The 21,615-nt window shown below is 41.1% G+C and carries 16 protein-coding genes and 1 tRNA gene; 6 read left to right on the top strand and 11 right to left on the bottom strand.

The window, feature by feature from the left end:
* Positions 1-2 precede the first annotated feature (2 nt).
* The 7 genes from TAO_RS06430 to TAO_RS09655 form a co-directional block, all read right to left on the bottom strand.
* Positions 3-3,212, bottom strand: a complete 3,210-nt coding sequence (locus tag TAO_RS06430) for an efflux RND transporter permease subunit (protein ID WP_096527141.1) — start codon at positions 3,210-3,212, stop codon at positions 3-5.
* A complete protein-coding gene (locus TAO_RS06425; RefSeq protein WP_096527140.1) occupies positions 3,206-4,702 on the bottom strand; it encodes an efflux RND transporter periplasmic adaptor subunit in 1,497 nt (498 codons plus the stop codon). The genes TAO_RS06430 and TAO_RS06425 overlap by 7 nt, the downstream gene beginning before the upstream one ends.
* A complete protein-coding gene (locus TAO_RS06420) occupies positions 4,699-6,021 on the bottom strand; it encodes a TolC family protein (RefSeq protein ID WP_096527139.1) in 1,323 nt (440 codons plus the stop codon). The genes TAO_RS06425 and TAO_RS06420 overlap by 4 nt, the downstream gene beginning before the upstream one ends.
* 91 nt (positions 6,022-6,112) lie before the next feature.
* The gene (locus TAO_RS06415) at positions 6,113-6,550 is read right to left on the bottom strand and encodes a hypothetical protein (protein WP_096527138.1); all 438 of its coding nucleotides are present in this window, start codon (positions 6,548-6,550) and stop codon (positions 6,113-6,115) included.
* 105 nt (positions 6,551-6,655) lie between these two features.
* Complete coding sequence (locus TAO_RS06410; protein WP_172419075.1) at positions 6,656-7,546, bottom strand: phosphotransferase; 891 nt, start codon at positions 7,544-7,546, stop codon at positions 6,656-6,658.
* 112 nt (positions 7,547-7,658) lie between these two features.
* Entirely contained in the window at positions 7,659-8,336 is a 678-nt protein-coding gene (locus TAO_RS06405) for a methyltransferase domain-containing protein (RefSeq protein ID WP_096527136.1), read from the bottom strand.
* A gap of 489 nt (positions 8,337-8,825) precedes the next feature.
* The gene (locus TAO_RS09655; protein ID WP_172419074.1) at positions 8,826-8,990 is read right to left on the bottom strand and encodes a hypothetical protein; all 165 of its coding nucleotides are present in this window, start codon (positions 8,988-8,990) and stop codon (positions 8,826-8,828) included.
* 448 nt (positions 8,991-9,438) lie between these two features.
* Between TAO_RS09655 and TAO_RS06400 the strand changes: the two genes are divergently transcribed.
* Positions 9,439-9,515 (top strand) — tRNA-Arg (locus TAO_RS06400).
* A 93-nt stretch (positions 9,516-9,608) separates the two neighbouring features.
* On the opposite strand, the gene TAO_RS06395 is transcribed toward TAO_RS06400, so the two are convergent.
* On the bottom strand, positions 9,609-10,220 hold the full coding sequence (locus TAO_RS06395) for a WYL domain-containing protein (RefSeq protein ID WP_096527135.1): 612 nt from the start codon (positions 10,218-10,220) through the stop codon (positions 9,609-9,611).
* Between the two features lie 573 nt (positions 10,221-10,793).
* Between TAO_RS06395 and TAO_RS06390 the strand changes: the two genes are divergently transcribed.
* Genes TAO_RS06390 through prsR form a run of 3 tightly spaced genes read left to right on the top strand, consistent with a single transcriptional unit; the run spans position 10,794 to position 15,654 of the window.
* A complete protein-coding gene (locus TAO_RS06390; RefSeq protein ID WP_096527134.1) occupies positions 10,794-12,194 on the top strand; it encodes a TIGR03013 family XrtA/PEP-CTERM system glycosyltransferase in 1,401 nt (466 codons plus the stop codon).
* Positions 12,195-12,217: 23 nt separating this feature from the next.
* Entirely contained in the window at positions 12,218-14,308 is a 2,091-nt protein-coding gene (prsK, locus tag TAO_RS06385) for an XrtA/PEP-CTERM system histidine kinase PrsK (RefSeq protein ID WP_096527133.1), read from the top strand.
* The gene (prsR, locus tag TAO_RS06380; RefSeq protein WP_096527132.1) at positions 14,305-15,654 is read left to right on the top strand and encodes a PEP-CTERM-box response regulator transcription factor; all 1,350 of its coding nucleotides are present in this window, start codon (positions 14,305-14,307) and stop codon (positions 15,652-15,654) included. Before prsK ends, prsR begins: the two co-directional genes overlap by 4 nt.
* Before the next feature lie 181 nt (positions 15,655-15,835).
* Here prsR and TAO_RS06375 read toward each other — a convergent pair whose 3' ends face one another.
* A complete protein-coding gene (locus TAO_RS06375) occupies positions 15,836-16,747 on the bottom strand; it encodes a PEP-CTERM/exosortase system-associated acyltransferase (protein WP_096527131.1) in 912 nt (303 codons plus the stop codon).
* Positions 16,748-17,597: 850 nt separating this feature from the next.
* Between TAO_RS06375 and TAO_RS06370 the strand changes: the two genes are divergently transcribed.
* Complete coding sequence (locus TAO_RS06370) at positions 17,598-18,371, top strand: PEP-CTERM sorting domain-containing protein (protein WP_096527130.1); 774 nt, start codon at positions 17,598-17,600, stop codon at positions 18,369-18,371.
* A gap of 61 nt (positions 18,372-18,432) precedes the next feature.
* Here TAO_RS06370 and TAO_RS06365 read toward each other — a convergent pair whose 3' ends face one another.
* Entirely contained in the window at positions 18,433-19,302 is an 870-nt protein-coding gene (locus TAO_RS06365; RefSeq protein WP_096527129.1) for a ThiF family adenylyltransferase, read from the bottom strand.
* A 27-nt stretch (positions 19,303-19,329) separates the two neighbouring features.
* Positions 19,330-20,379, bottom strand: coding sequence for a methyltransferase (locus TAO_RS06360; protein ID WP_096527128.1), 1,050 nt, complete (start codon positions 20,377-20,379; stop codon positions 19,330-19,332).
* Positions 20,380-20,477: 98 nt separating this feature from the next.
* Between TAO_RS06360 and TAO_RS06355 the strand changes: the two genes are divergently transcribed.
* The gene (locus TAO_RS06355) at positions 20,478-21,509 is read left to right on the top strand and encodes a hypothetical protein (protein WP_096527127.1); all 1,032 of its coding nucleotides are present in this window, start codon (positions 20,478-20,480) and stop codon (positions 21,507-21,509) included.
* Positions 21,510-21,615: the final 106 nt, after the last annotated feature.

Raw genomic sequence — 21,615 nt, 5'->3', positions numbered from 1 at the left:
CCTTATACAGTATGGCAAGATCTAGGTTTCTGTTGTTTAGGTGATGAGGGCAGTGCCTTTCCTTTCCAAATAGCAAAGATAGCTGGAAATACAATAAGGACAAGTAGCAATGAAGAGGCAATGCCGCCTAGCATAGGTGCGGCAATACGTTTCATGACATCAGCACCAGTACCATTTGCCTCCATAATGGGTATTAAGCCGATAAAAAGCGCCAATCCAGTCATCAGTTTTGGCCTTAGGCGTTTAGCGGCACCTTCAACGATAGCGTTGGTTAGATCGGATTGGGTATTCAGGTTACCTTCAGCCTGATAGCGGGACCAAGCCATATTCAGATAAAGCAGCATGAGCACGCCAAGTTCTACTGCTAACCCAGCAACAGCAATCATACCCACGGCGACTGCTACACTAATCCTGTATTGAAGCCAGAGGAGAATCCCTACGCTACCTACTAATGAGAAGGGTAGTGCGAGCATGATAATCAAAGTTTCCACAAGAGATTTGCAGTGAAAATACAGCATAAAGAAGATTAAGAAGAGGGTTAAGGGCACTAGGATTGCCAGACTGGCTTTAGCGCGGGTGTAGTACTGGAACTGCCCTGCCCAATCTAAGCGGTAGCCATCAGGAATCTTAACTTTATCAGCCACGACTTGCTTAGCGTTTTGGACATAATCAACGATACCAATTTTGTCTGTCACCTCTATGTTCACAAAGCCGACTAATTGCGCATCTTCACTGCGAATCATCGCTGGGCCGGTGCGAAATTTAATATCTGCTACCTGAGAGATAGGAATCTGAGCACCGGTTGCAGTAAAAATTAATGCCCGCTTAAGTGCTTGAATATGATCTCGGTACGGTCGCCCATAACGTACCAGAATGCCATATCGTTCTCGTCCTTCTATGGTTTGAGAGATGACTTCACCGCCCATAGCCGCCACGATGATATTTTGTACCTCGGCAATATTAAGTCCAAAGCGAGCTGCTTTATCACGGCTAATATCAAAGTCGAGAAAATAGCCCCCTGTTGTGCGTTCAGCAAAGGCGCTGCGAGTATAAGGCTTAGTACGTGGATCTTGTTGAAGGGCGTTTTCAATCTCAATTGCAGTTTTTTGGATGCTCTCAAGATCAGGGCCAAATACCTTAATACCTAGGGCTGATCGGATACCAGTAGCCAGCATTTCAGTACGGGTTTGAATCGGCATCCACCAAATGTTAGGCATTCCTGGAAATTGCATAGTTTGATCTAGTTTTTGGATAAGCTGATCCCAGCTCATCCCTTGAGACCACTCGCTCTGGGGTTTGGGCTGAATCATAATTTCAAACATAGAAAGAGGAGCGGAATCAGTAGGACTAGTTGAGCGCCCCGCTTTACCAAACACTTGCGCTATTTCTGGAAGTTTTACGAGCATTCGATCCATAGTCTGTAGAATTCGAGTCGCCTCACTGATGGAGATGCTAGGTAAAGTCGTTGGCATATAAAGGAGCGTGCCTTCATTGAGAGCCGGCATAAATTCTGTACCCAGCATTCGATACATGGGCACTACGGTAATGAGCGCCATCATGGCAGCAATGATCACAAGCCATCTAAATTTTACGGTTAGCCGAACTACCCGTATGTAAATCGCTACTAGGGTACGATTAAGCCAGCTTTGATCGCCGTGAATAGCCCCTTTAATAACCAATACAGCTAGTGCTGGAATTAAGGTTATGGAGAGTAAGGCGGCAAAAAACATAGAATAGCTTTTTGTAAAGGCGAGTGGTTTAAAGAGCCTACCTTCGGTACCTTCCAAGGTAAGGATAGGGATAAAGGAAATAGTAATAATTAGCAGCGCAAAGAAGATGCTAGGCCCCACTTCCTGCATAGCGCTGATGATAACCTCGGTACGGGAAGAGGGACTGGACGCTAGGCCAACAAGCTTTTGGGTTTGCCATAAGCTTAATCGTTGATGCACGTTTTCGATCATGGCGATGGCTGCATCTACCATGGTGCCGATAGCTACCGCTATGCCGCTCAAAGACATGATATTGGCAGTGAGTCCTTGGTAATACATAGGGATAAATGCCAGTAGTACCGCAATGGGTAGGGTAATAATAGCCACGAGGGCTGATCGAGCATGAAGCAAAAAGAGGGTAATGATCAAAGAGACAATAAGCATTTCTTCAATCAAAGTATGATTTAGAGTTGCTGTTGCCCGCTTAATGAGATCAGATCGATCATATACCGGTACAATTTCAACCCCTTGGGGAAGGTTAGCTTTAAGTTCTTCCAAGCGCTGTTTGACTGCCGCAATGACGCTCAAGGCATTTTCGCCATAGCGCATTACCACAATACCGCCTACGGTGACTCCCTCGCCGTTTAAATCGGCTTGCCCAGACTGAAAAGCAGGGCCTAGATGGACGGTAGCCACTTGATCTAAAATTACAGGCGTACCGTTTTTACTTACTTTCAGGACGACTTTATTTAAATCTTCGATGGAACTGATATAGCCTCGACCGCGAATTGACTGCTCATAGCCACTGACTTCAATCATTCGGCCGCCCACTTGATTGTTTGATGCCCGCACGGCAGCAATAACTCTATTTAGTGGAATTTTAAAGGAGGCTAGTTTATTGGGATCAATATCAATTTGATATTCTTTTTCATAGCCCCCAACCGAGGCTACCTCAGCAACCCCTTTAACGGATGCTAAAGCATATCTAAGCTTAAAATCTTGAAGGCTACGAAGTTCGGCAACATTGTGATGGCCGCTGGTGTCTTTTAAGGCATATTGATATACCCAGCCAACGCTAGAGGCATCGGGACCAAGTGTCGGCTGTACTTCTTTTGGAACCTTATTTTGTGCTGTACTTAAATACTCCAACACCCGTGAGCGCGCCCAATAAATATCGGTGCCTTCTTCAAAGACAAGATAAAGGAAGGAATATCCTTCCATGCTTTGCCCTCGCACATAATTGACTTTAGGGATGGAAAGTAGTGTGGTAGCGAGGGGATAAGTAATTTGATCTTCTATTAGATCTGGACTACGCCCCTCCCATTTAGTGTAAACAATGACTTGCACCTCTGAGAGATCAGGCATGGCATCTAAGGAAGCATTTATCAGTGAGCGATACCCCCAGAGTGTTGCTGCTACAGTGACTATGAAGGTTAAGAGCCAATTTCGTGCGCACCAGCCAATAATTCGTTGTAAAATGGTGAGCTGATCAGAGGCTACCATTGCTTAATGCCTGTCTTTAATTGAGTTTCCGAGGCAATCAGGAAATTACCAGAAGTCACAACTTTATCTCCTGACTGTAGCCCAGCTAGGATTTCAATGTAATTTTCATTACGTTGCCCAGTCTCAACTTTGCGAGCTGTTAGGTGCCCCTCTCCTAAATCTTTAAATACCACTCGATCCTGACCTGCAAACAGGACGGCTTCCTCGGGCACTATTAGATGGTTTCCTAAATCGGCTTTAAGATTAACTTCGGCATACATATTAGGTTTGAGGATGCCCATCGGATTAGGCAGGATTAATCGAATACGACCAGTACGCGTGGTGTTTTGAAGATAAGGATAGATATAATCAACCTTAGCTTTAAAAATCCTGTTAGGTAAATAAGGGAGCGTGACTGTAGCTGGCATGCCCAACTGGATCAAGGGTACTTCATCCTCGTAGACCTCAGCTTCCACCCACACTTGAGATAAATCGGCGATGCGCATCAGTGTCTCTCCCGCTTGACGGGCTGTGCCTTCTACAATGTTTTTAGTAATGACTATACCGCTGCGTGGCGCATGGATGGGCACATAATCATTGGGGGTGCCGCGTTGTGCTAAGGCAGTAATCTCACTAGCTGTCATATCCCATAAAGAAAGGCGTTTACGGGATGCGGTGAGTAGCGCCTTGGAATGGGTGCCTTGTTCATGATGATGCTTAAGCTCTAAATATTCTTGCTGAGTGGCGAGCAGCTCTGGGCCATAGACAGTAAATAAAGGCTTTCCCTTCTCAACTGGAGCCCCTACATAGTCTACGTACAGATTACCAATCCAAGCATTGAATTTGAGGGCTACATCCACTAGCCGGGTTTCATCATAAATGACTAGGCCGACGGCACGGATAGTGTGGGTAAGGTGTTGATAGGTAACTTTATCAGTTGTTACTCCAATGAGCTGGCGACGATGGCTATCCACCATGATGGCATTTGACGGCACTTCCTCAGCTTTCATTGCTTGTTGCTTCTTATCTTGAGCGATAGCTCCTGAAATGAGCTGTAACCCTAGGCGTCCAGTAACCATATCAAAGCTAAGCTGAGCTTTACCAGCACTGGTAGTAATTTCTAAAGTGAGGGGCCAGCTTCCTCCCATGGGCAGATTGAAGGTACCTTGATATAAGCCTTGTCTGATCGCTGTCATTTCTATTGGAATGGGCATAGCGGCCATAGAACCCATGGCGGGCATAGTGGCTGTAGCCTTAATACTCGCATTGGCAACGGGATTACCTTTAGAATCCTGAAGCTGAAGCGTTAAGGTATTTTTGCCTACCTTTGGGGTTTGTGGTGCTATGGTTACATCGATTTGGAAGGGGCCTGAGCGATAGGGTAGCTGAGGATGCACAGGTTTTGGGACAGCTTGCTGAGGATAGGCTAATGGCTGGAGCTGTAATCCAATGATAATCCCCAAGCCTAGCAGGGTAGCGTTGATGGTAAACAGGCGGATGAATCGAATCATGGGATGATCTCCTTAGTAGGTTGAGAGTAGGGAGTGGAGGGGGCAATTGGCCTATTGAGAGGGATACCCATTCCCTGTTCTAACTCAGCGAGCTGGCGCGAGTAATCAGCTCGTGCTCGGACTAATCCTTCTGTAGTGCGTAGCTGTTGACGCTCGGCATTAATGATAGTGATAAATAAGCCAGCTCCGGCGCGGTAATCGGCTTGAGCGGCGTTAAGGCTATTTTGCGCAAGAGGTATCAGGCGATGAGTATAGGCGCCGATAACAATTTCAATCTCTTCCACCGCTGAGCGACTGATGGCGAGTTTACTCAGTAACTGGGTTTCTTGATCGGTAAGTTGCCAATGTTCTCGGCGAAGATCAGCATGGGCAGCGTCCAAAGCTGCTGATCGTTTATCGCCATAATTAAGGGGAAGATTAATTGAGAAGCCAAGGGCTAGCCGTTGGCTAAAATTATCCCAGAAGCTGTTGTAGCCAGTGGTAACACGAAAATCTGGATAGAAGTCTTTCTTAGCAAGTTTTTCTTGAGCTATTGCTTTGGCAATCTGCGCTCGTATTCTGGCAAGCGTGGGGTGCTCTCGTAGAGAGATCGCTTGAAGTTCAGTAAGCGAAGGGAGTTCAATGGGTTCGGGAAGATCAGCAGGTAGCGGTATCTGGGCTTGAGGTGGATGATTTAATAAGGTATTAATTCGAGCCTGAACCTCATGGCGGCGATGATCAAGAGTCGCTGCCTCCACTTCAAGTTGAGTGTGCGCTATTTCTGCTTGCAGCGCATCCTGCTGTCCTACGCGTCCAGCGGCGTGCTGAACCTCAGCGTTGCGCCGAAGCTCTTCTAGCAGTGCTTGGTGTTCTTGGTTAATGGCTAATGCTTGATATACATAGAACCATTCAGCAAAGAGGGTTTTAGCTGCTGTTGCGACTTGTAGGCGTAAGATTTTTTCATCTTCAACTACGGTTTGGGCCTCTTCTTGGGCAGCCTGTTTACGCAGTGTCAGCTTGCCAGGCCAAGGTAGGGGCTGGCTAAATTCTAATTGCTCACTAAATCGATTGCCAACAAGGGTGCCAGGAGCAGTGTAATAGCTGAGGGTTGGATCGTCTAAAGCCCCTGCTGGGGCAATGCGATATTGAGCCGCCTCAGTTGAGGCTTGCTGGGCCTTAATCCCTAGGTTGCGATTAAGTGCTAATTCTACTAACTGGGTGACTGTCATGAGTTGTGAATCGGTAGATAAATTGGGATTGGCTGCGAATATTTGTGTTTCTACTGTCGCCATTGCAACAATCAAAACCAGCCTATGGAGTGTTGGGATAGCCTGAAGCATCGGATACCTCCGGTAAAAGGAAGATCAAAGCTCACATAACTTAAGTGGATCTTAGTTATGCGCCTAAGAATCTGAAAAACCAGAGGAATAGTTAGTTACGAAGGCGGTGAGTTAAAAGATAGGTGTATGTACCTGAGTACCAAGGCGGAAGAGAGAAGGGTTGAGAATGGGTAAGACGTTGGTCTGATAAAGTTATATTGCTAAGGGTAAAAAGAAGGATTCCTAGAGGGGGTTGTGGCCCCTCTAGCGATGCCATTAACAGATGGGGTGAAATAGAGGAAGGCGCTTGAAAGCTAGGTAAATCTACTACACTTATCTCGCAGCAATCTGTCCTGTTGTCACCTTCAAGAATTCCACATCCGTCGCCCATTTCACAGCCATCAGTAGGCTGAAGGCAGCAACAGGAAAACTGAGGCTGGTTACCCATCAATTGGCAGGTAAAAACTTCTTGGGCGTGGGTAAATAGGCCCATGAGCAAAAAGATTGCAGTCACTATTTGACGTACTATAAGGCGACGAAATAAGCCCATAGGAATCTATGCTCTTAACTTAAATTGAAAGATACTTATCATATATTTACTATGCTAGTTTTTTAGAGATAGATTTTCAATCAGATTCTATGAGTTTATTAGAGATTATCCAACTTCATATATGCGCTCACTATAAATCTTAGCCTGTAAATCTGTAAGGGTAGGTAGGATATACCCGTTAGCGTATGCGGCAAAGAATCGATTCTGAAGCTGATATCGCCCCCAGTAGCACAGCATAAAATAAAGTTGTATCCAATGAAGCAAATATTTATCAGCTTGACCGATATTGCCATATCCCTCTAAAAAGCCCTTCTCTAGCTGAGAGTAACAGGATTTCATCCTACGGTATCTGATACCCTGTCCCATAATGATGAGGTGATTTAGGAATGAGGCTAAATCATAGACAAATACGCTGTAGTCTTTGAGCTGAATATCCAGTCCAATATATTTTACGCCATCATAAATGATATTTTCGGGCTTATAGTCACCATGACCCCAGGTTGCCGGAATAGATATTGTCTTAATCTTAGCGCTTTCTTTCTTTAGATAAGAGAACGCAGAATACGCAGTTTTATTTCTGCGAAGTGGATTACCATAAGTGTAGTCGAGATATTGAATTCTTGCTTCAACATCAATATGTTGATTTTCATATCCTCGAGGGCATGAGTTATGCAGATATCTGAGCCAAGCACCAGCACAGCCAAGGGCTTTTGTATGAAGATGGTGATTAGATTTCAGGAGATAGGTTTTAAGATCATCTCCTCTAATTCTTTCCATAATGATTGCCCCATATTTATCCATATAGCCAAATGGAATGATGGTTCCAAACTGATGGCTTTGGGGGTATTTAGTCTCAAGCTTTCTTTGAATTAAATACTCATTTAACCCTTGACTTATATCATATTCTAGCAATTTCTCTTTAAAAGGGACTTTTATGATGACTTCTTTTCTGCAGTGGCTACAAATTAAATAATTAATAACAGAGTTATCTCTCATTGCAGCTTTAGCGTTGCTATGCCAGCTATTCTGTGATTTGCAATAAGCACATTGATAGGTAGTGATAAAATCACAAATTGTTATCTTATTTAGAGCTTTTCGATTAGTTGCGTTAAATTTCATGATGATGGTTATCGTCGGATATCACGCCTTTGCTTGCAACTACGTAGATAGCCTCACTGATAATGGGAAGCATACGGTAGCGCTTTATCTCTTTTAGTCCAGCGCTACTTAGCAGGGTATTTAATTCTTCATCTGTGACTGGATAATTCACTGATGCTTGGTGTTTTAATAACTTCTTAATCAGCCGCCTAAAGCGCTGATATCTTGAATTTAGGCTATGATTGATAACCACTAAGCCATTACTTAAGCTGCTGACACCGCGCAAAAAATGAATCTGCTGCTCTAATGGAAAATGCATAAGTACTCTTGCGCATAAGGCTGCATCGTATTGGACTGGATGCTGATCTAACTGCTTAGCATCCCCTACCTCTGTTGTAAAATGATCGCTATATTTTGCTAATCGCTGGCGCGCTATGGTAAGCATTTCATCAGAGATGTCTATTGCATGAACTTTATATCCTTGCTCCAACAATATTTCAGCAAGGCGTCCTGTACCACATGGAACGTCAACAATGATCTTGTCTTTTGGTAATTCACCGAAGCACTTAGTTATTATTCGTTTCTCTAGGTAATTGAAAACCCTCCCTGCAATGCTAGAAAATCTTTTTTTATCATATTCGCCCGCGATAGTTTGATTTTTATAGTGTTGTTCTGGATTCCAGTCCATATTGACCTCAGGAGTTTATGTAGATAATCAAAGTCTAGCCTAAATATAAATTAAGCTATTAATTTATTTTAGCGGCCTTTTGCTCCCTAAATTGAGTGGTTATAAAAAACTTTGAATGCCTAGATTCGAAAGTATTGATCTGATTTATTTTCGGAGTTAACCGCTTATGCGTCGTAATCGCAAGGATTGGATATGCTTTGCTAACGGCATCCTTGCCGTGTAGCGCTGGCGACCTTTACTTTAGGAAAGGTCGCGAAGGCTACCCAATCCTTATTCAAACTCTCTTTATGCTCTTTTTAAATATCGCTACCAGTAGGTAACACCCAGTTCCAGACGTAACGGCAAGCACTAGGCTCCTTGGCTAGCTTGGTTTGATAATTCTATTTTAAAGCAGGTTTCATTTTGTGATCATTTGAAGGTAGCTAAGATCAAGATATAGATCTTGCTGTTAAACTAACTTTGGGTTGATATATTTAGGAGGTTTTGCATTTAACAACGTAAGCAAATTATAGATGTAGGGAAAAAGAAATTTTTCCATGAATAACCCACTGGAGTAAGATAAAATTTTACAAAAAGGAAAATAAGTCCAATCACAATGGTTGCGCCAATAATGGCTAAGATTAAATCCCAGATAATAGTAGTGAAATTTTTCATGACAGCCTCCTTAAATTAAATCACTTTTTAAGTAGCAAGATTATTTTTTTATTCACAAGTAGGAAGATTATTATCTAATATCCATTCTCAGTGCTGGCTTACTGGATCAAAGGCAAAAGATAAATTAATTCTCTTTATAAATTACTGTTATACAAATATTTCATACTAATCGTAGCTACCCTATTTTGTTTGAGTAGCGCTATGAGTTTTTGCATCTAAATTTTAAATGATGAGTATTTTAGGCAAAGTCATTAAAAAATTCAGTAATTTATTTGATGAGATCTATATGCATCTACATCAGAATTTTTATAGATAGCAGTAAATACTTTTAAGCTGATAAAAATCAGATTTTACTAATCCTAGTGATATAAAAACTTGTTAATAAATAAACTTTTTGCTAGAGACGTGGACGACAAGCTTAGAAACAGGTATTATTTTTAAGGTTAAAGCGCCCGTAGCTCAGTTGGATAGAGCGTTGGCCTCCGGAGCCAAAGGTCAGAGGTTCAAGTCCCCTCGGGCGCGCCAATCCTATCTATATACATATCTATACAAGCCTTAAAATATTTAAAGAATAACAATTTACTAAGAATTATAGTTTTTATTGTTATTAAAAGTAATTTAATTGCCATAAATAATCATGTCTTCTAATTTGGGGGCAAGTAATCTAGCCAGATTCATAAATTGACCTGCTGCTTTATCTAACATTTTATAAGTCTTAGTATTCCGATTTCTACCCCCAACATCCCAAAGCATTTTCTTATTAGCCCCATATACTGGCATCCCATTAGGGTTATTAATCTTTAATTTATTTATGTGTTTTTGCTGCACTAACCATATGTCAGCATAGTTATTGCTATATAAGTACCTGTTATTAGGTTTACTATATAGAAAAACTTGATCTTTATCATTGGCGATATACCACCCAAGTTGAGTAAGGGTAATAATTTCCTTGTTAATGAAATCAGAAACAGATTCATAGTAGAGGTTTTCTTTAAAATCAGAATTCCATAGTTTAATTTTTGAGCTGTTATTTTTTTCTACAATTGTAAGCTGATTGATATTAAAAAATTTAATATTTTTTGATAAATAGCAGTGTGATCTAATTTTTCCATTCTCGATTTGAAGTGGTGAAATATATCTAAAAACCCCAGATTGACCTCCATCGTAATATATTATTTTTAATACTTCTCCCCTCTCTATTGCTTTTTTTAGTCGATCTTGCTTATTCATATGCCCCTCCTGAGATAAGGGGATTCGGTTCAATAAATGCTTTCTTTAGCTTTATTGATTAATTAGCCAGTCTTTAATCCGGGGCAATAAATATTCAAGGGTTTTATGATGATAAAGGGGGTTAGATCACTCAACCTAGGGGATATTTCCATAATTAATAAAAGATAAAAATTGAAATCTATTCTAATAGTACATCTATTAAAGTTTTTTAATAAAAGTTGATATGAGAAATAGATCACAGTTTAAGCATAAAAAAGAGGATGGTTTTAATAGTTCGTGATTAATGTAGTTATTATCTAAAATCGATAACTCAGTACCAATGAATAGACAAGCGTATTGAAAGTAATGTGGGCGAGCACCAATTTTTACCTTATGATTGGGGATATATTTTTAGGTATTTGTGCTGTAATTAACCTCCTAGAATAAAACCAGATTAACTTGATAGCTAGGTTTTATTAGTTAGGGTTATTTATAAATTAATTCAAGTTTTCTAGGCTGAGTACGAAAAATATTGCTGGTATTAAAATTTCGTATGAAGAGAAATGATTATTATCAACCTATAGGACAATAAAAGTGAATACTGTTCGCTTTTTCAATCATTATGTTAAAGACGCTTTTTTGATCCTTGCTTTTTTTGAGCTAATTATTTTGTTTTCTAGTCCTTGGTTAGCAACCTATATCCGTTTTACTGGGGAACATCAGATTATCGAAGAAAATCTGGGAGTTGTATGGCTTAAGGCAGTAGGTTACACAGCTATAGTAGCTATTTCTCTGATTGCATCTGGGCTTTATCGTCGTCGTCAGCGCTATGGATTCGTTGGTATTTTCAACCGTTTGATAGTAGCACTGTTAGCCTCATGGTTAGTAATGGTAGCCGCTTTTTATATAGTACCTGAATTTTATATGGGGCGAGGTATTCTTGCGCTTAGTTTTATGATTACCCTTTCTGCGTTATTGCTCGCTAGAAAGCTTTTTGCCTACATAATGGAAATAAAGGGCCTGAAGCGGCGATTTCTTATATTGGGGACGGGTAAACGAGCTATGTCCATCGGTACGACACTACGTCGCCGATCTGATCGGCTTGGAATTGATATTGTGGGCTACGCTCCTTTATCGGGGGAGTCAGTTCTGATTCCGAATGAGCAATTAATTGAGGTAGAGCCTTCTTTGCAGCAATATGTAAAGCGTGAAGGTATTGATGAGATCGTAGTTGCAGCCGATGAGGGTAAAGAGAATCTCCCTGTAGATGAATTATTAAGCTGCCGCTTAGCTGGAGTTGACATTACAGATGTGCTTGATTTTTTTGAACAAACAATTAGTAAAATAAAGATCGATGTGATGTACCCCAGTTGGCTGGTATTTTCCACTGGCTTTCATCGTGATTTTTCACGGCAAGTGAGTAAGCGAATTTTTGATGTGATTGTCAGCATGGTACTACTTATTTTGTGCTCGCCGCTAATGCTATTTGCAGTAATCGCGATTTTAACTGAAAGTGGTCGCCCCGTATTTTATCGTCAATACCGTGTTGGGGAGCAGGGTAAGTTTTTTAATATTTTTAAATTCCGTACGATGCTTCAAAACGCAGAGTCTGATGGAAAAGCCCGTTGGGCCACCAGTGGCGATTCTCGTATTACTCGTGTTGGACGATGGTTGCGGCGTACACGAATCGATGAGCTGCCACAAATTTTTAATATCCTTCAAGGAAAGATGAGCTTTGTAGGGCCAAGGCCTGAACGACCAGAGTTTGTGGAAATTTTAGCTAAAAAAATACCTTATTATAGCGAGCGGCATCGAGTCAAGCCGGGGTTAACAGGGTGGGCTCAGATTTGTTATCCCTATGGCAGTACAGAAAAGGATGCTTTTGAAAAGCTTGAGTACGATCTTTATTACGTCAAGAATTATAGCCTTTTTTTAGATTTTATGATCTTGTTACAAACCATTGAAGTAGTGGTTATCGGGAAAGGCGCTCGCTAAATCTACCCTTATGAATACATGCTATGGGCACTAATCTAGGACTGATTAGCTATGGTGTAGGCGCGGTCTCTTTTACAGTGCTATTTATAGTGCTCGTGATTGGTTATCGTGGCCAGAGTCGCTCAGGTGGATTACTGCTAGCTGCGGTGGGAATAAATACGGTATGGCTTGCTGTTTCAGCCTATGCTTCTTATGTGAGTGATTTTTTACCTCCTTGGGTTCAAATCATGGAGACTCTTCGAGATGGTGCTTGGTATGCTTTTCTTCTTCAGGCGCTAGGTTTTAGCTTTGATTATAAAATTCAAAGCCTTGCTCGTAGAACTGCTTTACTAATTTTTATTTTAGTCTCCTTACAAATAGGAATATTGTTAGGGGAGTTTTTTCTATCAGGAAATTTCGCTAGCCTCCTAAACTATAAAACTGTACTGATAGGGCAAATATCATTTGCCATTATTGGTTTAATGTTGGTAGAGCAGTTACTACGATCTGTTCCCCGAGAGAAGCGATGGGCAGTTAAATACCTATGTCTAGGTCTTGGCGGGTTATTTATTTATGATTTTTTTCTCTACACGGACGCTCTGTTATTGCAAGCAATCGATGCTGGGGTATGGTTTGCTCGTGGGTTAGTAAATGCCATAGTGGTTCCTTTTATCGCGGTTTCAGCAGCGCGTAATCTTCAATGGTCACCTGATGTTTATGTGTCTCGATGGATGGTGTTTCATACTGCTACTTTTTTAGGGGCAGGGCTATATTTATTAGCCATGGCCAGCGCTGGCTATTATGTTCGTTATTTTGGTGAATCTTGGGGAGTTTTAGCTCAAGCCGTATTTTTCTTTGCGGCTGGATTACTATTTTTATCCTTACTCTCTTCTGATCGATTAAAGGCTAAACTAAGGGTTTTTATTAGTAAGCATTTCTTTAACTATAAATATGATTATCGCGATCAATGGTTGCGCCTGATTACTTTACTGTCAGAGGATTCTTCAACTCCTCTAGGGGAACGCATTGTTCGAGCAATGGCTCAGATTGTAGAGAGTCCAGCAGGAATCTTATGGCAGCTAAAGGAAAAGCATTATGTGCCGATTTATAGTTGGAATCTTCCTTTTCCTGAAAGTATTTCGGAGTCTATGCATTCATCATTTATTTCCCTTTTATGCGAACAAGAGTGGATCATAGAAGAAGGAGCCAAAGGATCAGCGGCTCATACTGTAGCTATGCCTGCTTGGTTTGCTAACTTTAAAAATCTCTGGCTTGTTGTTCCTTTGATTCATAGGGAGCTATTGATTGGCTTTTTAGTTTTAGCCCGATCTCAGGCTGGGGTCACTTTAGGTTGGGAAGATCGGGATCTTTTGCGTACTGTTGGTAGGCAAGTTGCTAGCCATTTAGCCTATCAAGAAGCTGCCAAGCAGTTGGCTGAAGCTCAACAATTTGCTGCTTTTCATCGTTTTTCTGCTTATGTGATCCACGATCTAAAAAACCTAATTGCCCAGCTATCTTTATTGGTAAGTAATGCTAGCCATCATAAGCATAATCCAAAGTTTATTGATGATGCACTACAAACTATTGAGCATGCGGTTAAACGTATGCAACGGCTTATGAGTCAGCTTCGTAGCGCAGGTAAGAGTGAGCAGCAGGAGCATTTTGATTTAGGAATGTTAGCCCAAGAGCTGGTGATTCGTTACGCTGCTCGCCAGCCATTGCCAGAGCTAGAGGAGGAAGGGGGGATTATTTTTAATATACATGCTAATAGAGATCGATTCGGTGCTGTTTTAGGGCATTTGATTCAGAATAGCCAAGAAGCTACGTCTGCTGAAGGACGGGTTATTTTGCGAATAAAGGATAAAAAAGAATGGATTCAAATAGAAATTGAAGATACTGGCCAGGGTATGGATTCCGCATTTATTCGGGAGCGCTTATTTCGTCCCTTTGATAGTACTAAGGGGCTGACAGGTATGGGTATTGGTGTTTTTGAGACCCGGGAATATATTCACACCATTGGAGGAGAAATGGAGGTTCATAGCACCCTAGGTAAAGGAACCTGTTTTATATTGAAAGTGCCTAAAAGTAAAATAGAGAAAAGCCAGATAACAGATCTGAAAAAGGCGGTTTCATGAGCGATAAAAAAAATCTTTTGATTGTGGAAGATGATCTTGGATTGCAGAAGCAATTGCAATGGTCATTTTCCGATTATGAAATTGCAACGGCGGAAGATCGTCAAGGAGCTATTGCGCTAGTGCGTCGCCATGAGCTACCGGTAGTGACTTTAGATCTTGGTTTGCCACCAGATCCTGGTGGGGTTAGTGAGGGTATGGCAACCTTACGAGAAATTTTAACTATTGCGCCTTATACCAAAATTATTGTTATTACTGGGAACGATAGCCGAGAGCATGCAGTGCGGGCAGTAGGCGCGGGTGCCTATGATTTTTATTCAAAGCCTATTGATCCAAGCACGCTTAAGCTCATCATTGATAGAGCTTATCAGCTTTATGGGCTAGAGATGGAAAATCGGTGTTTGCGGGCCGATCGGTTTCCTTTAGAGGGGATTATTGCGGTTAGTCCCGAGATGATGAAAGTCTGCCATACGGTTGAGAAAATTGCCCCTACAGATGTGACTGCGCTTATTTTAGGTGAAAGTGGTACTGGGAAAGAGGTCATTGCTCGATCTTTACATAAAATGAGTCATCGCAATAATCAGGCTTTTTTAGCTATTAATTGCGCTGCTATTCCAGAAAATCTCTTAGAGAGCGAGCTATTTGGTTACGAAAAAGGCGCTTTTACCGGCGCTGTTCGACAAAACCGCGGTAAGATTGAATATGCTGATAAGGGAACGTTATTTTTAGATGAAATTGGAGATTTACCCCAAGGTCTACAAGCTAAACTGTTGCGATTCTTACAGGAGCGAGTCATTGAACGAGTAGGGGGGCGGGAGGAGATTCCAGTAAATGCTCGCGTTATTTGCGCAACCAATCAGAATCTGGAAAAGCTTATTAGCCTAGACCAATTTCGAGAAGATCTTTATTATCGAATCTCTGAAATTACTATTACCCTTCCGCCTTTACGAAAGCGCTTAGGTGATGCGGTAGCTATTGCTCGGGTTTTACTTGATCGCTTTGCACAAACTTATAGTAAAGCGATTAGAGGTTTTACCGATGATGCTGTGACCGCCATTGAGCGATATTCTTGGCCTGGTAATGTGCGGGAGCTTGAGAATTGCATCAAACGGGTTGTTGTAATGGCAGAGGGTAGCCGTATTACGGCGAAAGATTTGGGTTTATCCATTTCAGTAGAGCAGGAAAATTTATCATTGAATTTACGCCAAATACGGGAGCATAGTGAGCGTGAGGCCCTATCCCGAGCGGTGGCTATTGTAAATGGCAATTTATCAAGGGCTGCTGAGTTGCTTGGAATCACCCGCCCTACATTATATGCATTACTGGATAAATATGAGATGCGTAGCTAAAGAAGCATAGTAGCTATCTTAGGTTATAGATAATTGGAATATTCACTAAGTTATACAAGTATTGGGAAACTAAGCTCACTGATTTAGAGTAATACAATGCTCTTATCTCTTCTTATCCAGTTTTATAAAAATTTAGAAAATAGGCTATTGTAATTATTATTACCCAGCGTTTTGGGTAAATTTAGCTTAAAGCCATACTTTTTACAGGCGCTTTACTATGGTTAAAAAACAGCTCAGATAAGCTGGGTTTAATTCCATGTTCCTCTGATTCTGATAGCACGTTATGGATAGAATCAGGCCATAAGGCACCGTTGCTGGTTAAGATGTTCCAAGCTTCGGAGCACTCTTGGTAGGTATGTGCCAATAAGATTTTTAAATTATTTAAACATGGATAGCGCTTGCCCCGATGCTCAATGACGGGATGAATAGGGGTAAGTTGAAATGCAAAGCGATTTAAAACTCTGATGAGTGCTGGTGTGGCAAGTGAATACCAGTGAGTAATTCCATGCTTATAGCTCAATTTCATTGCAGCCGCCAGCAGCTCTAAGGTCAGGTGGGAGTGAAGTAAGCGACTCCAATAAGTCTGATTGTCGGTTAATTTTCTAATATGCCCTATCAGTTTTGGAAGCGTATCTATAATCTGCTGTTTAGCGTTTTTTGAGATTGCAAGCCTAGAAATTTCTGCGGGTGAATAGACTGTTGAATTTCTTAAATGCTTTAAGGCGGCTTTACGTAGGGTAGTGCAGTGAAGTTCGAGGGGCAATTGATAGCGAGAATTAGAAGGATTAGGGAGTACTAGTCGAGCAGTTGCAATAGATTCGCCCGTATTTCTATGGCGGATCAGGATATGTAAAGCATGCTCATCAAATATATCCCTTTCTTTTTGGCGATAGACACGATTAGCCTCCTCAAAAGGATTTTCAAGGCAATACACCTGATAGCGTAAAGTATACACCTCATTTAATAGATGAGGTGAGCTATTGGCTTCTAGTACCTCAAAATGCTGTAAAAAAAATCTATGGATACGGGATAATTCTAGGTTACTATTAGCTGTTTGCTGAAAGCTGCGCGGATGATAAGTGGAAATATGCATGATTTTTCTCTCTCACCTGATGAATTATAAGATGCTTAAAATCCTGATTATTCAAACTAGAGCAGCTTAATAGGCTACTCATAGTGGATAACTAGGATTCATCGGTTTTCTTAAATTAAACTAGAAATGCACTGTGCTTCGGCTATGGTTTAAGTGCAAAGACAGGGATAATTCTTTGAAAAGACAGAATCTAGTAGAGGAGAATATCTATAGGGTTGGCTATATTTTTTAGTTGATATTGTTAACAAGACGTATTTCCTTTTACAGTTAGTTATACAAATCTAAATGTAACTTCTCTATCGTGATATCTATATGAATAAATAAGAAAGCATCGCCACCTGAATTGATACAGGCTGCTATTAATCGCTGTTTTGTTTGGGCAGGGTACTTGTTTAATACTCAAACCTTCAAAATCATTTAATTACCTTTCTCATAGTTGAGCCTTACTAAAACCAGCTAATAGTGGCTGCTAGAAAGCAGCTGCCGATTTTATCTTAATCTGCAAAGCCAGATAGGTCTCTAATTTTCAAGTGCATAGTAACATAAATAGGGTGGGATATCTGCGGTATGTGTCAAAAAATTTTATATTATTTTTTGAGTAGCCATAGGTAGGTTTATTTTTTATTTTTATGTTTTAAAACAATAGTTTAAATACAAATATTCTGCTGTAAAATTACTTTCTTACTCTATTTGCAGGGTTTTAACTGTCATGTTTCTTTACATATTAGGATTAAATAAAATCATTAGAATTTTCTATTATTTATATCTTATTGTTTTATCATTAAAATTTAATATTGGCCTATCTATTGCATAAGTATTATTACCTTTCATTTTCCGAGGATTGAATACCATGAATGCAATGAGCTTTAAAACTAAACTTATTCTTGTCCTTGCCAACGCTTTTTTATGGGCTAATGTGAGCTGGGCTATTCCTTCTATCCCCAAAGGCGGCTCTTTTACAGTTTCAACTATTTATGAAGGAACAGCGGCTACCGATGGCAAGGGACCTGTTACACAGATGGGTGATATGCTTGAGGGCGTAGGGTATGTAAATGCCATTAATGACGTTAATGGTAATACGGTGTGGCAGTCTGGTGATGGTGGCGAATTTCTGAATATAACCTTTGATAGCTTTAGGACTGATACTATAAGCGGAACAACTGCGCCTATTGAAATTTTGTTTACGGGTGGTGCGCTTAATATCTATACTTCTAATAGCCGTATTAAGCCAACGGGTAGCTTTAGTCAGGATCAGAGCACTATCACAGGTACTTCAACAGGCCTCTTTTTAAGTGCTGTTGGCGCTCCTATTGGGGGTTTGGTGGGTAGCAACGGTACCCAAGACGTTGTCTTGCAATCTTTTATCAATAGTGGATCACTGCAAAAAATTACAGCAGGTTCTGGCTCGGGATTTTTACAGGCGACTGGCGGTAGCCAGCTGGGCAATGTAGGTAATAACCCTATTTCTTTAGGGAGTATCTTTAATAGTGGCGCAACTAATGGTTATGCGGTCAGTGGTAGCTTGACTCTGAAAACTGTACCTGAGCCTAGCTCATTAGCGGTATTAGGCATTGGTTTGCTTGGGCTAGCGGCTTCTTCATCAGTGCGTCGTAAAAAAGCATAACGCCAGCTCGTAACATACGTAAGCTTTTATCTTACTAATATAAAGCCCTACTAAGCTTAGCTTAGTGGGGCTTTGCTTTACGTAGCTTAGCCTGCAAGATCATTTTTTTGATCCGTTGTAGTGGCCCCTTCATTCCCCATCTAAGCTGGTGTTTTTTATAGATGTGAAGTAAAGCGTCATATTGAATGACAGTAGGCACCGCTACCGGTTTTACCTTGGATAAGAGCAGGTTACACACTTGGGTCGCAATCACGCCAGCAATTATAAAAGGGGCGGGGGAAACAGAGGGTAACTGGTGGTTGTCGATATCAAGCCCAGCTTGATCGAGGTATCGAAACATATAGGCTTTAGGGGCAAGCCCAGCGATGAATGCTGCCGATAACTCAAACTCACTGTCATGAGGGTTAAAGTTGAAATACTCTTCAAACCCCATTCCGGTTGGATCAAAGCACAGTAACGTAAAACCAAAACCCAGCGGAGGGGAGGTCAATACCCATAAGCCTTTCTTTTTGGCTGCAGCATAAAGAAGAAATCGTTCCTTAAAGCAATAGAAATCCAGTGAATCAACCACAATATCCACCTCCTCAAGAAACAACTCTATATTGCCAGAGTGGATACCACTGTCAAAAATTTTTACACATGCATCGGGGTTAATATCCTGCACGATATTTTGAGCTACAGTGGTTTTTTGCTCCCCCAGCGTTTTCATAGTGGCCCCATACTGGCGATTAAAGTTTTTCAGCTCATATTCATCCAGATCGGCAAGATTAAAGCGCCCTATTCCAAGTCGGCTCAGTGCCGCTAATTGAGCACCCCCAGTGCCTCCTAATCCAGCAATCGCTACTCGGCTTTGCTTAAGTTTTTGCTGTTCACTGAGGCTAATAAACCCTCGGTTTCTCATAAAAGCGGTATCATAATCAAAATTTGTCATGAGCTTTACCTATTCAATATTTTTGCTTTATTTCTTACCTATCAGTATTACATGATTAAGTGGGAGTTGATCATGCTTTTCGATAATTGAGAAACCAGATGCTTTAAGCCATTTTTCATAATCAGCTTTTGAATAGAGCATCCCTTCACCGGTTGCAATTGCTTGAAAATAGGGTGATCCGAGGGCAGTACTGATGGGACCACTATCATCGTCAGCGCCCATCATGTTAAAAATAATGACACTCCCGCCTTTAGGCAGGGCTTCGTAGGTTCTTTTCAATAAGGCTAAATTTGTTTGAGGCGACCAGATGGTGAAGATATGGGCATATAGAACCGCATCTATATTCTCTGGAAAAGGATCATAGAGGAAATTACCTGGCCATGTTTTTATACGTTCTGATAAGTTTTCTTTTTCAATATGCTGTGTAGCTATTTTACACACTGATTCAGAGTCAAAAATGCTGACCTTTATTTTGGGGTAGTGTTTACAGAGTGAAATCCCATTTGTGCCATCCCCCCCCCCGCCAGCATCCACGATATGTCCTATGTTTTTTAGCGCTTCTAAATTGTGTAGACAGAAATTAGCTTGATGGGATAAAGCGCTCATAGCGTCTTGAAAGACCCTTTCTCTAAAGGGATCGCTGGCGAGGCGTTCATAAAGAGTATTGCCTTGTCCAGGAAAACGATTGAGGCCGATGTTACTGTTTTTTTTAAGGGATTCAACAAAATCAATTAACCCCTCGTAGACAATATAACGTTGCCAGCCTAAAACAGGGGCAAATGAGTTTGGTTTTTCGCTTACCAGTATTTCCTCAATTAGTGCTGCATTGGTGTATTTTTCATTATTTTTTTTGATAACCCGCAAAGCAGTTAAACCGGTGAGCAATACTCGGGTAGGTTGCGGTTCCAAATGAAGGGCATAGGAAATGTCGTCAAAAGAACTTTCCGGGGTTTTTGATAATACATCATAAAGCCCAAGCTCAACCCCTGCCCAAAGGAGCTGAAAGGCGCTATGTCCGGCGAAAATTAAGAAAAATGAGTCAAGATCTAGATCGTCCAAAGGTTGTTGAGGTGTCATTATTTTAATTCCTTATGTTGTGTCTTGGAGCGAGTGTTTTGCTAAGATTAAACACGACTATCCTAGATAATTAAAAACACTATTGGGATTTTAGAATTATGATACCTGAACTCATCAAATATTTAGCTAGCGCTGGCCAATCTGCGCCCTCAGCAGATAATTCCCAGCCTTGGGAATTTGTTTTAAGCGAGCAAAGTATTGAATTATTTATAGACTTAAAAAAAATAAAACCCAGTTGTTTTGATATATACCACCCTGCCATTTTGCTGGCTATTGGCGCTGTTATAGAGAATATTCTTCAGGCAGCAAACTGGATTAGTGTAAAAATTGATTATAGTGATTGTTTATGCTCAGAGACTGGGAAATGTGCAGTCTTTTATCTTGCTGGGATGCCTACTGGACTTCCAGAAAATGCTAGAGCTCACCCGTTATTTACGAGGTGTACCAACCGTTTACCCTTTATTAAAAAAGCGTTACCCGATAGGGTTGTCCATGAGATGTTAAGCTTCTCTAATGCTACTTGCCAAGTTTTATTATTTCAAAAGAAAGAACAGTTAAATCAATGGTCTGAATGGATTCGGGCTGCTTCTGAGGTTCGCTTTCAAACACCCAGTGTTCATGAATGGTTTGGCCAAAGCCTTAAGTTTACGCCTAGGGAAGTCTCTGCTAACGAAGGGTTAGATGTAAATACGCTTGGGTTACCTTTTGGCGGTAAGTATTTTCTGAGGATTATAAGATCATGGGCGCGCATGAGGGTTTTAAATAAATTTGGTGCCTATAAGCTGATTGCAAAAATGGAGGTTGCAAATATTAAAAATTCCTCAGCCTTAGTGGGGCTGATTGCCCCATTAGACACTGAGTCGGCCATTAAGACCGGTCAGTTGATGGAAAAAATTTGGATTAGATTAAATGAGCTTGGTTTAAGTATTCAGCCTATCTTTGTGGTTTCTGATCAATTATATCGACTAAGGGAGAAACAGATCCCGCCGGTCTTATCACAGCAGCTTACTGACTTGAAGAGTCAGCTACAATCTGAGCTAAACATTACAGATAGCTTTTTATATATGTTATTACGCATTGGCTATTGTGAAACAGAACCTGTTAGATCCATGCGACGGTCAATAAAATAATAGCTATAGCTTTGTATAGAGGACAAGGGAAAGTAAGAAAAATCTAAGCTGCTAAAAGCTTTAGTAATTCTCAAACGAAACCCTTGTCCTCAACTTATTTGGGCTG

Source organism: Candidatus Nitrosoglobus terrae (assembly GCF_002356115.1).
Classification (GTDB): Bacteria; Pseudomonadota; Gammaproteobacteria; order Nitrosococcales; family Nitrosococcaceae; genus Nitrosoglobus; species Nitrosoglobus terrae.
The sequence above is the reverse complement of the archived record's forward strand: the minus strand, read 5'-3'. Positions and strand labels throughout refer to the sequence as shown.

Bases quoted from the DNA above. Each gene is read 5' to 3' on its own strand.
- TAO_RS06430 (WP_096527141.1), bottom strand. From the start codon at position 3,212: ATGGTAGCCTCTGATCAGCTCACCATTTTACAACGAATTATTGGCTGG.
- TAO_RS06375 (WP_096527131.1), bottom strand. From the start codon at position 16,747: ATGCATATTTCCACTTATCATCCGCGCAGCTTTCAGCAAACAGCTAAT.
- TAO_RS06425 (WP_096527140.1), bottom strand. From the start codon at position 4,702: ATGATTCGATTCATCCGCCTGTTTACCATCAACGCTACCCTGCTAGGC.
- TAO_RS06360 (WP_096527128.1), bottom strand. From the start codon at position 20,379: ATGACACCTCAACAACCTTTGGACGATCTAGATCTTGACTCATTTTTC.
- TAO_RS06420 (WP_096527139.1), bottom strand. From the start codon at position 6,021: ATGCTTCAGGCTATCCCAACACTCCATAGGCTGGTTTTGATTGTTGCA.
- TAO_RS06370 (WP_096527130.1), top strand. From the start codon at position 17,598: ATGAATGCAATGAGCTTTAAAACTAAACTTATTCTTGTCCTTGCCAAC.
- TAO_RS06395 (WP_096527135.1), bottom strand. From the start codon at position 10,220: ATGAATAAGCAAGATCGACTAAAAAAAGCAATAGAGAGGGGAGAAGTA.
- TAO_RS06365 (WP_096527129.1), bottom strand. From the start codon at position 19,302: ATGACAAATTTTGATTATGATACCGCTTTTATGAGAAACCGAGGGTTT.
- TAO_RS06415 (WP_096527138.1), bottom strand. From the start codon at position 6,550: ATGGGCTTATTTCGTCGCCTTATAGTACGTCAAATAGTGACTGCAATC.
- prsK (WP_096527133.1), top strand. From the start codon at position 12,218: ATGGGCACTAATCTAGGACTGATTAGCTATGGTGTAGGCGCGGTCTCT.
- TAO_RS09655 (WP_172419074.1), bottom strand. From the start codon at position 8,990: ATGAAAAATTTCACTACTATTATCTGGGATTTAATCTTAGCCATTATT.
- TAO_RS06405 (WP_096527136.1), bottom strand. From the start codon at position 8,336: ATGGACTGGAATCCAGAACAACACTATAAAAATCAAACTATCGCGGGC.
- prsR (WP_096527132.1), top strand. From the start codon at position 14,305: ATGAGCGATAAAAAAAATCTTTTGATTGTGGAAGATGATCTTGGATTG.
- TAO_RS06410 (WP_172419075.1), bottom strand. From the start codon at position 7,546: ATGAGAGATAACTCTGTTATTAATTATTTAATTTGTAGCCACTGCAGA.
- TAO_RS06355 (WP_096527127.1), top strand. From the start codon at position 20,478: ATGATACCTGAACTCATCAAATATTTAGCTAGCGCTGGCCAATCTGCG.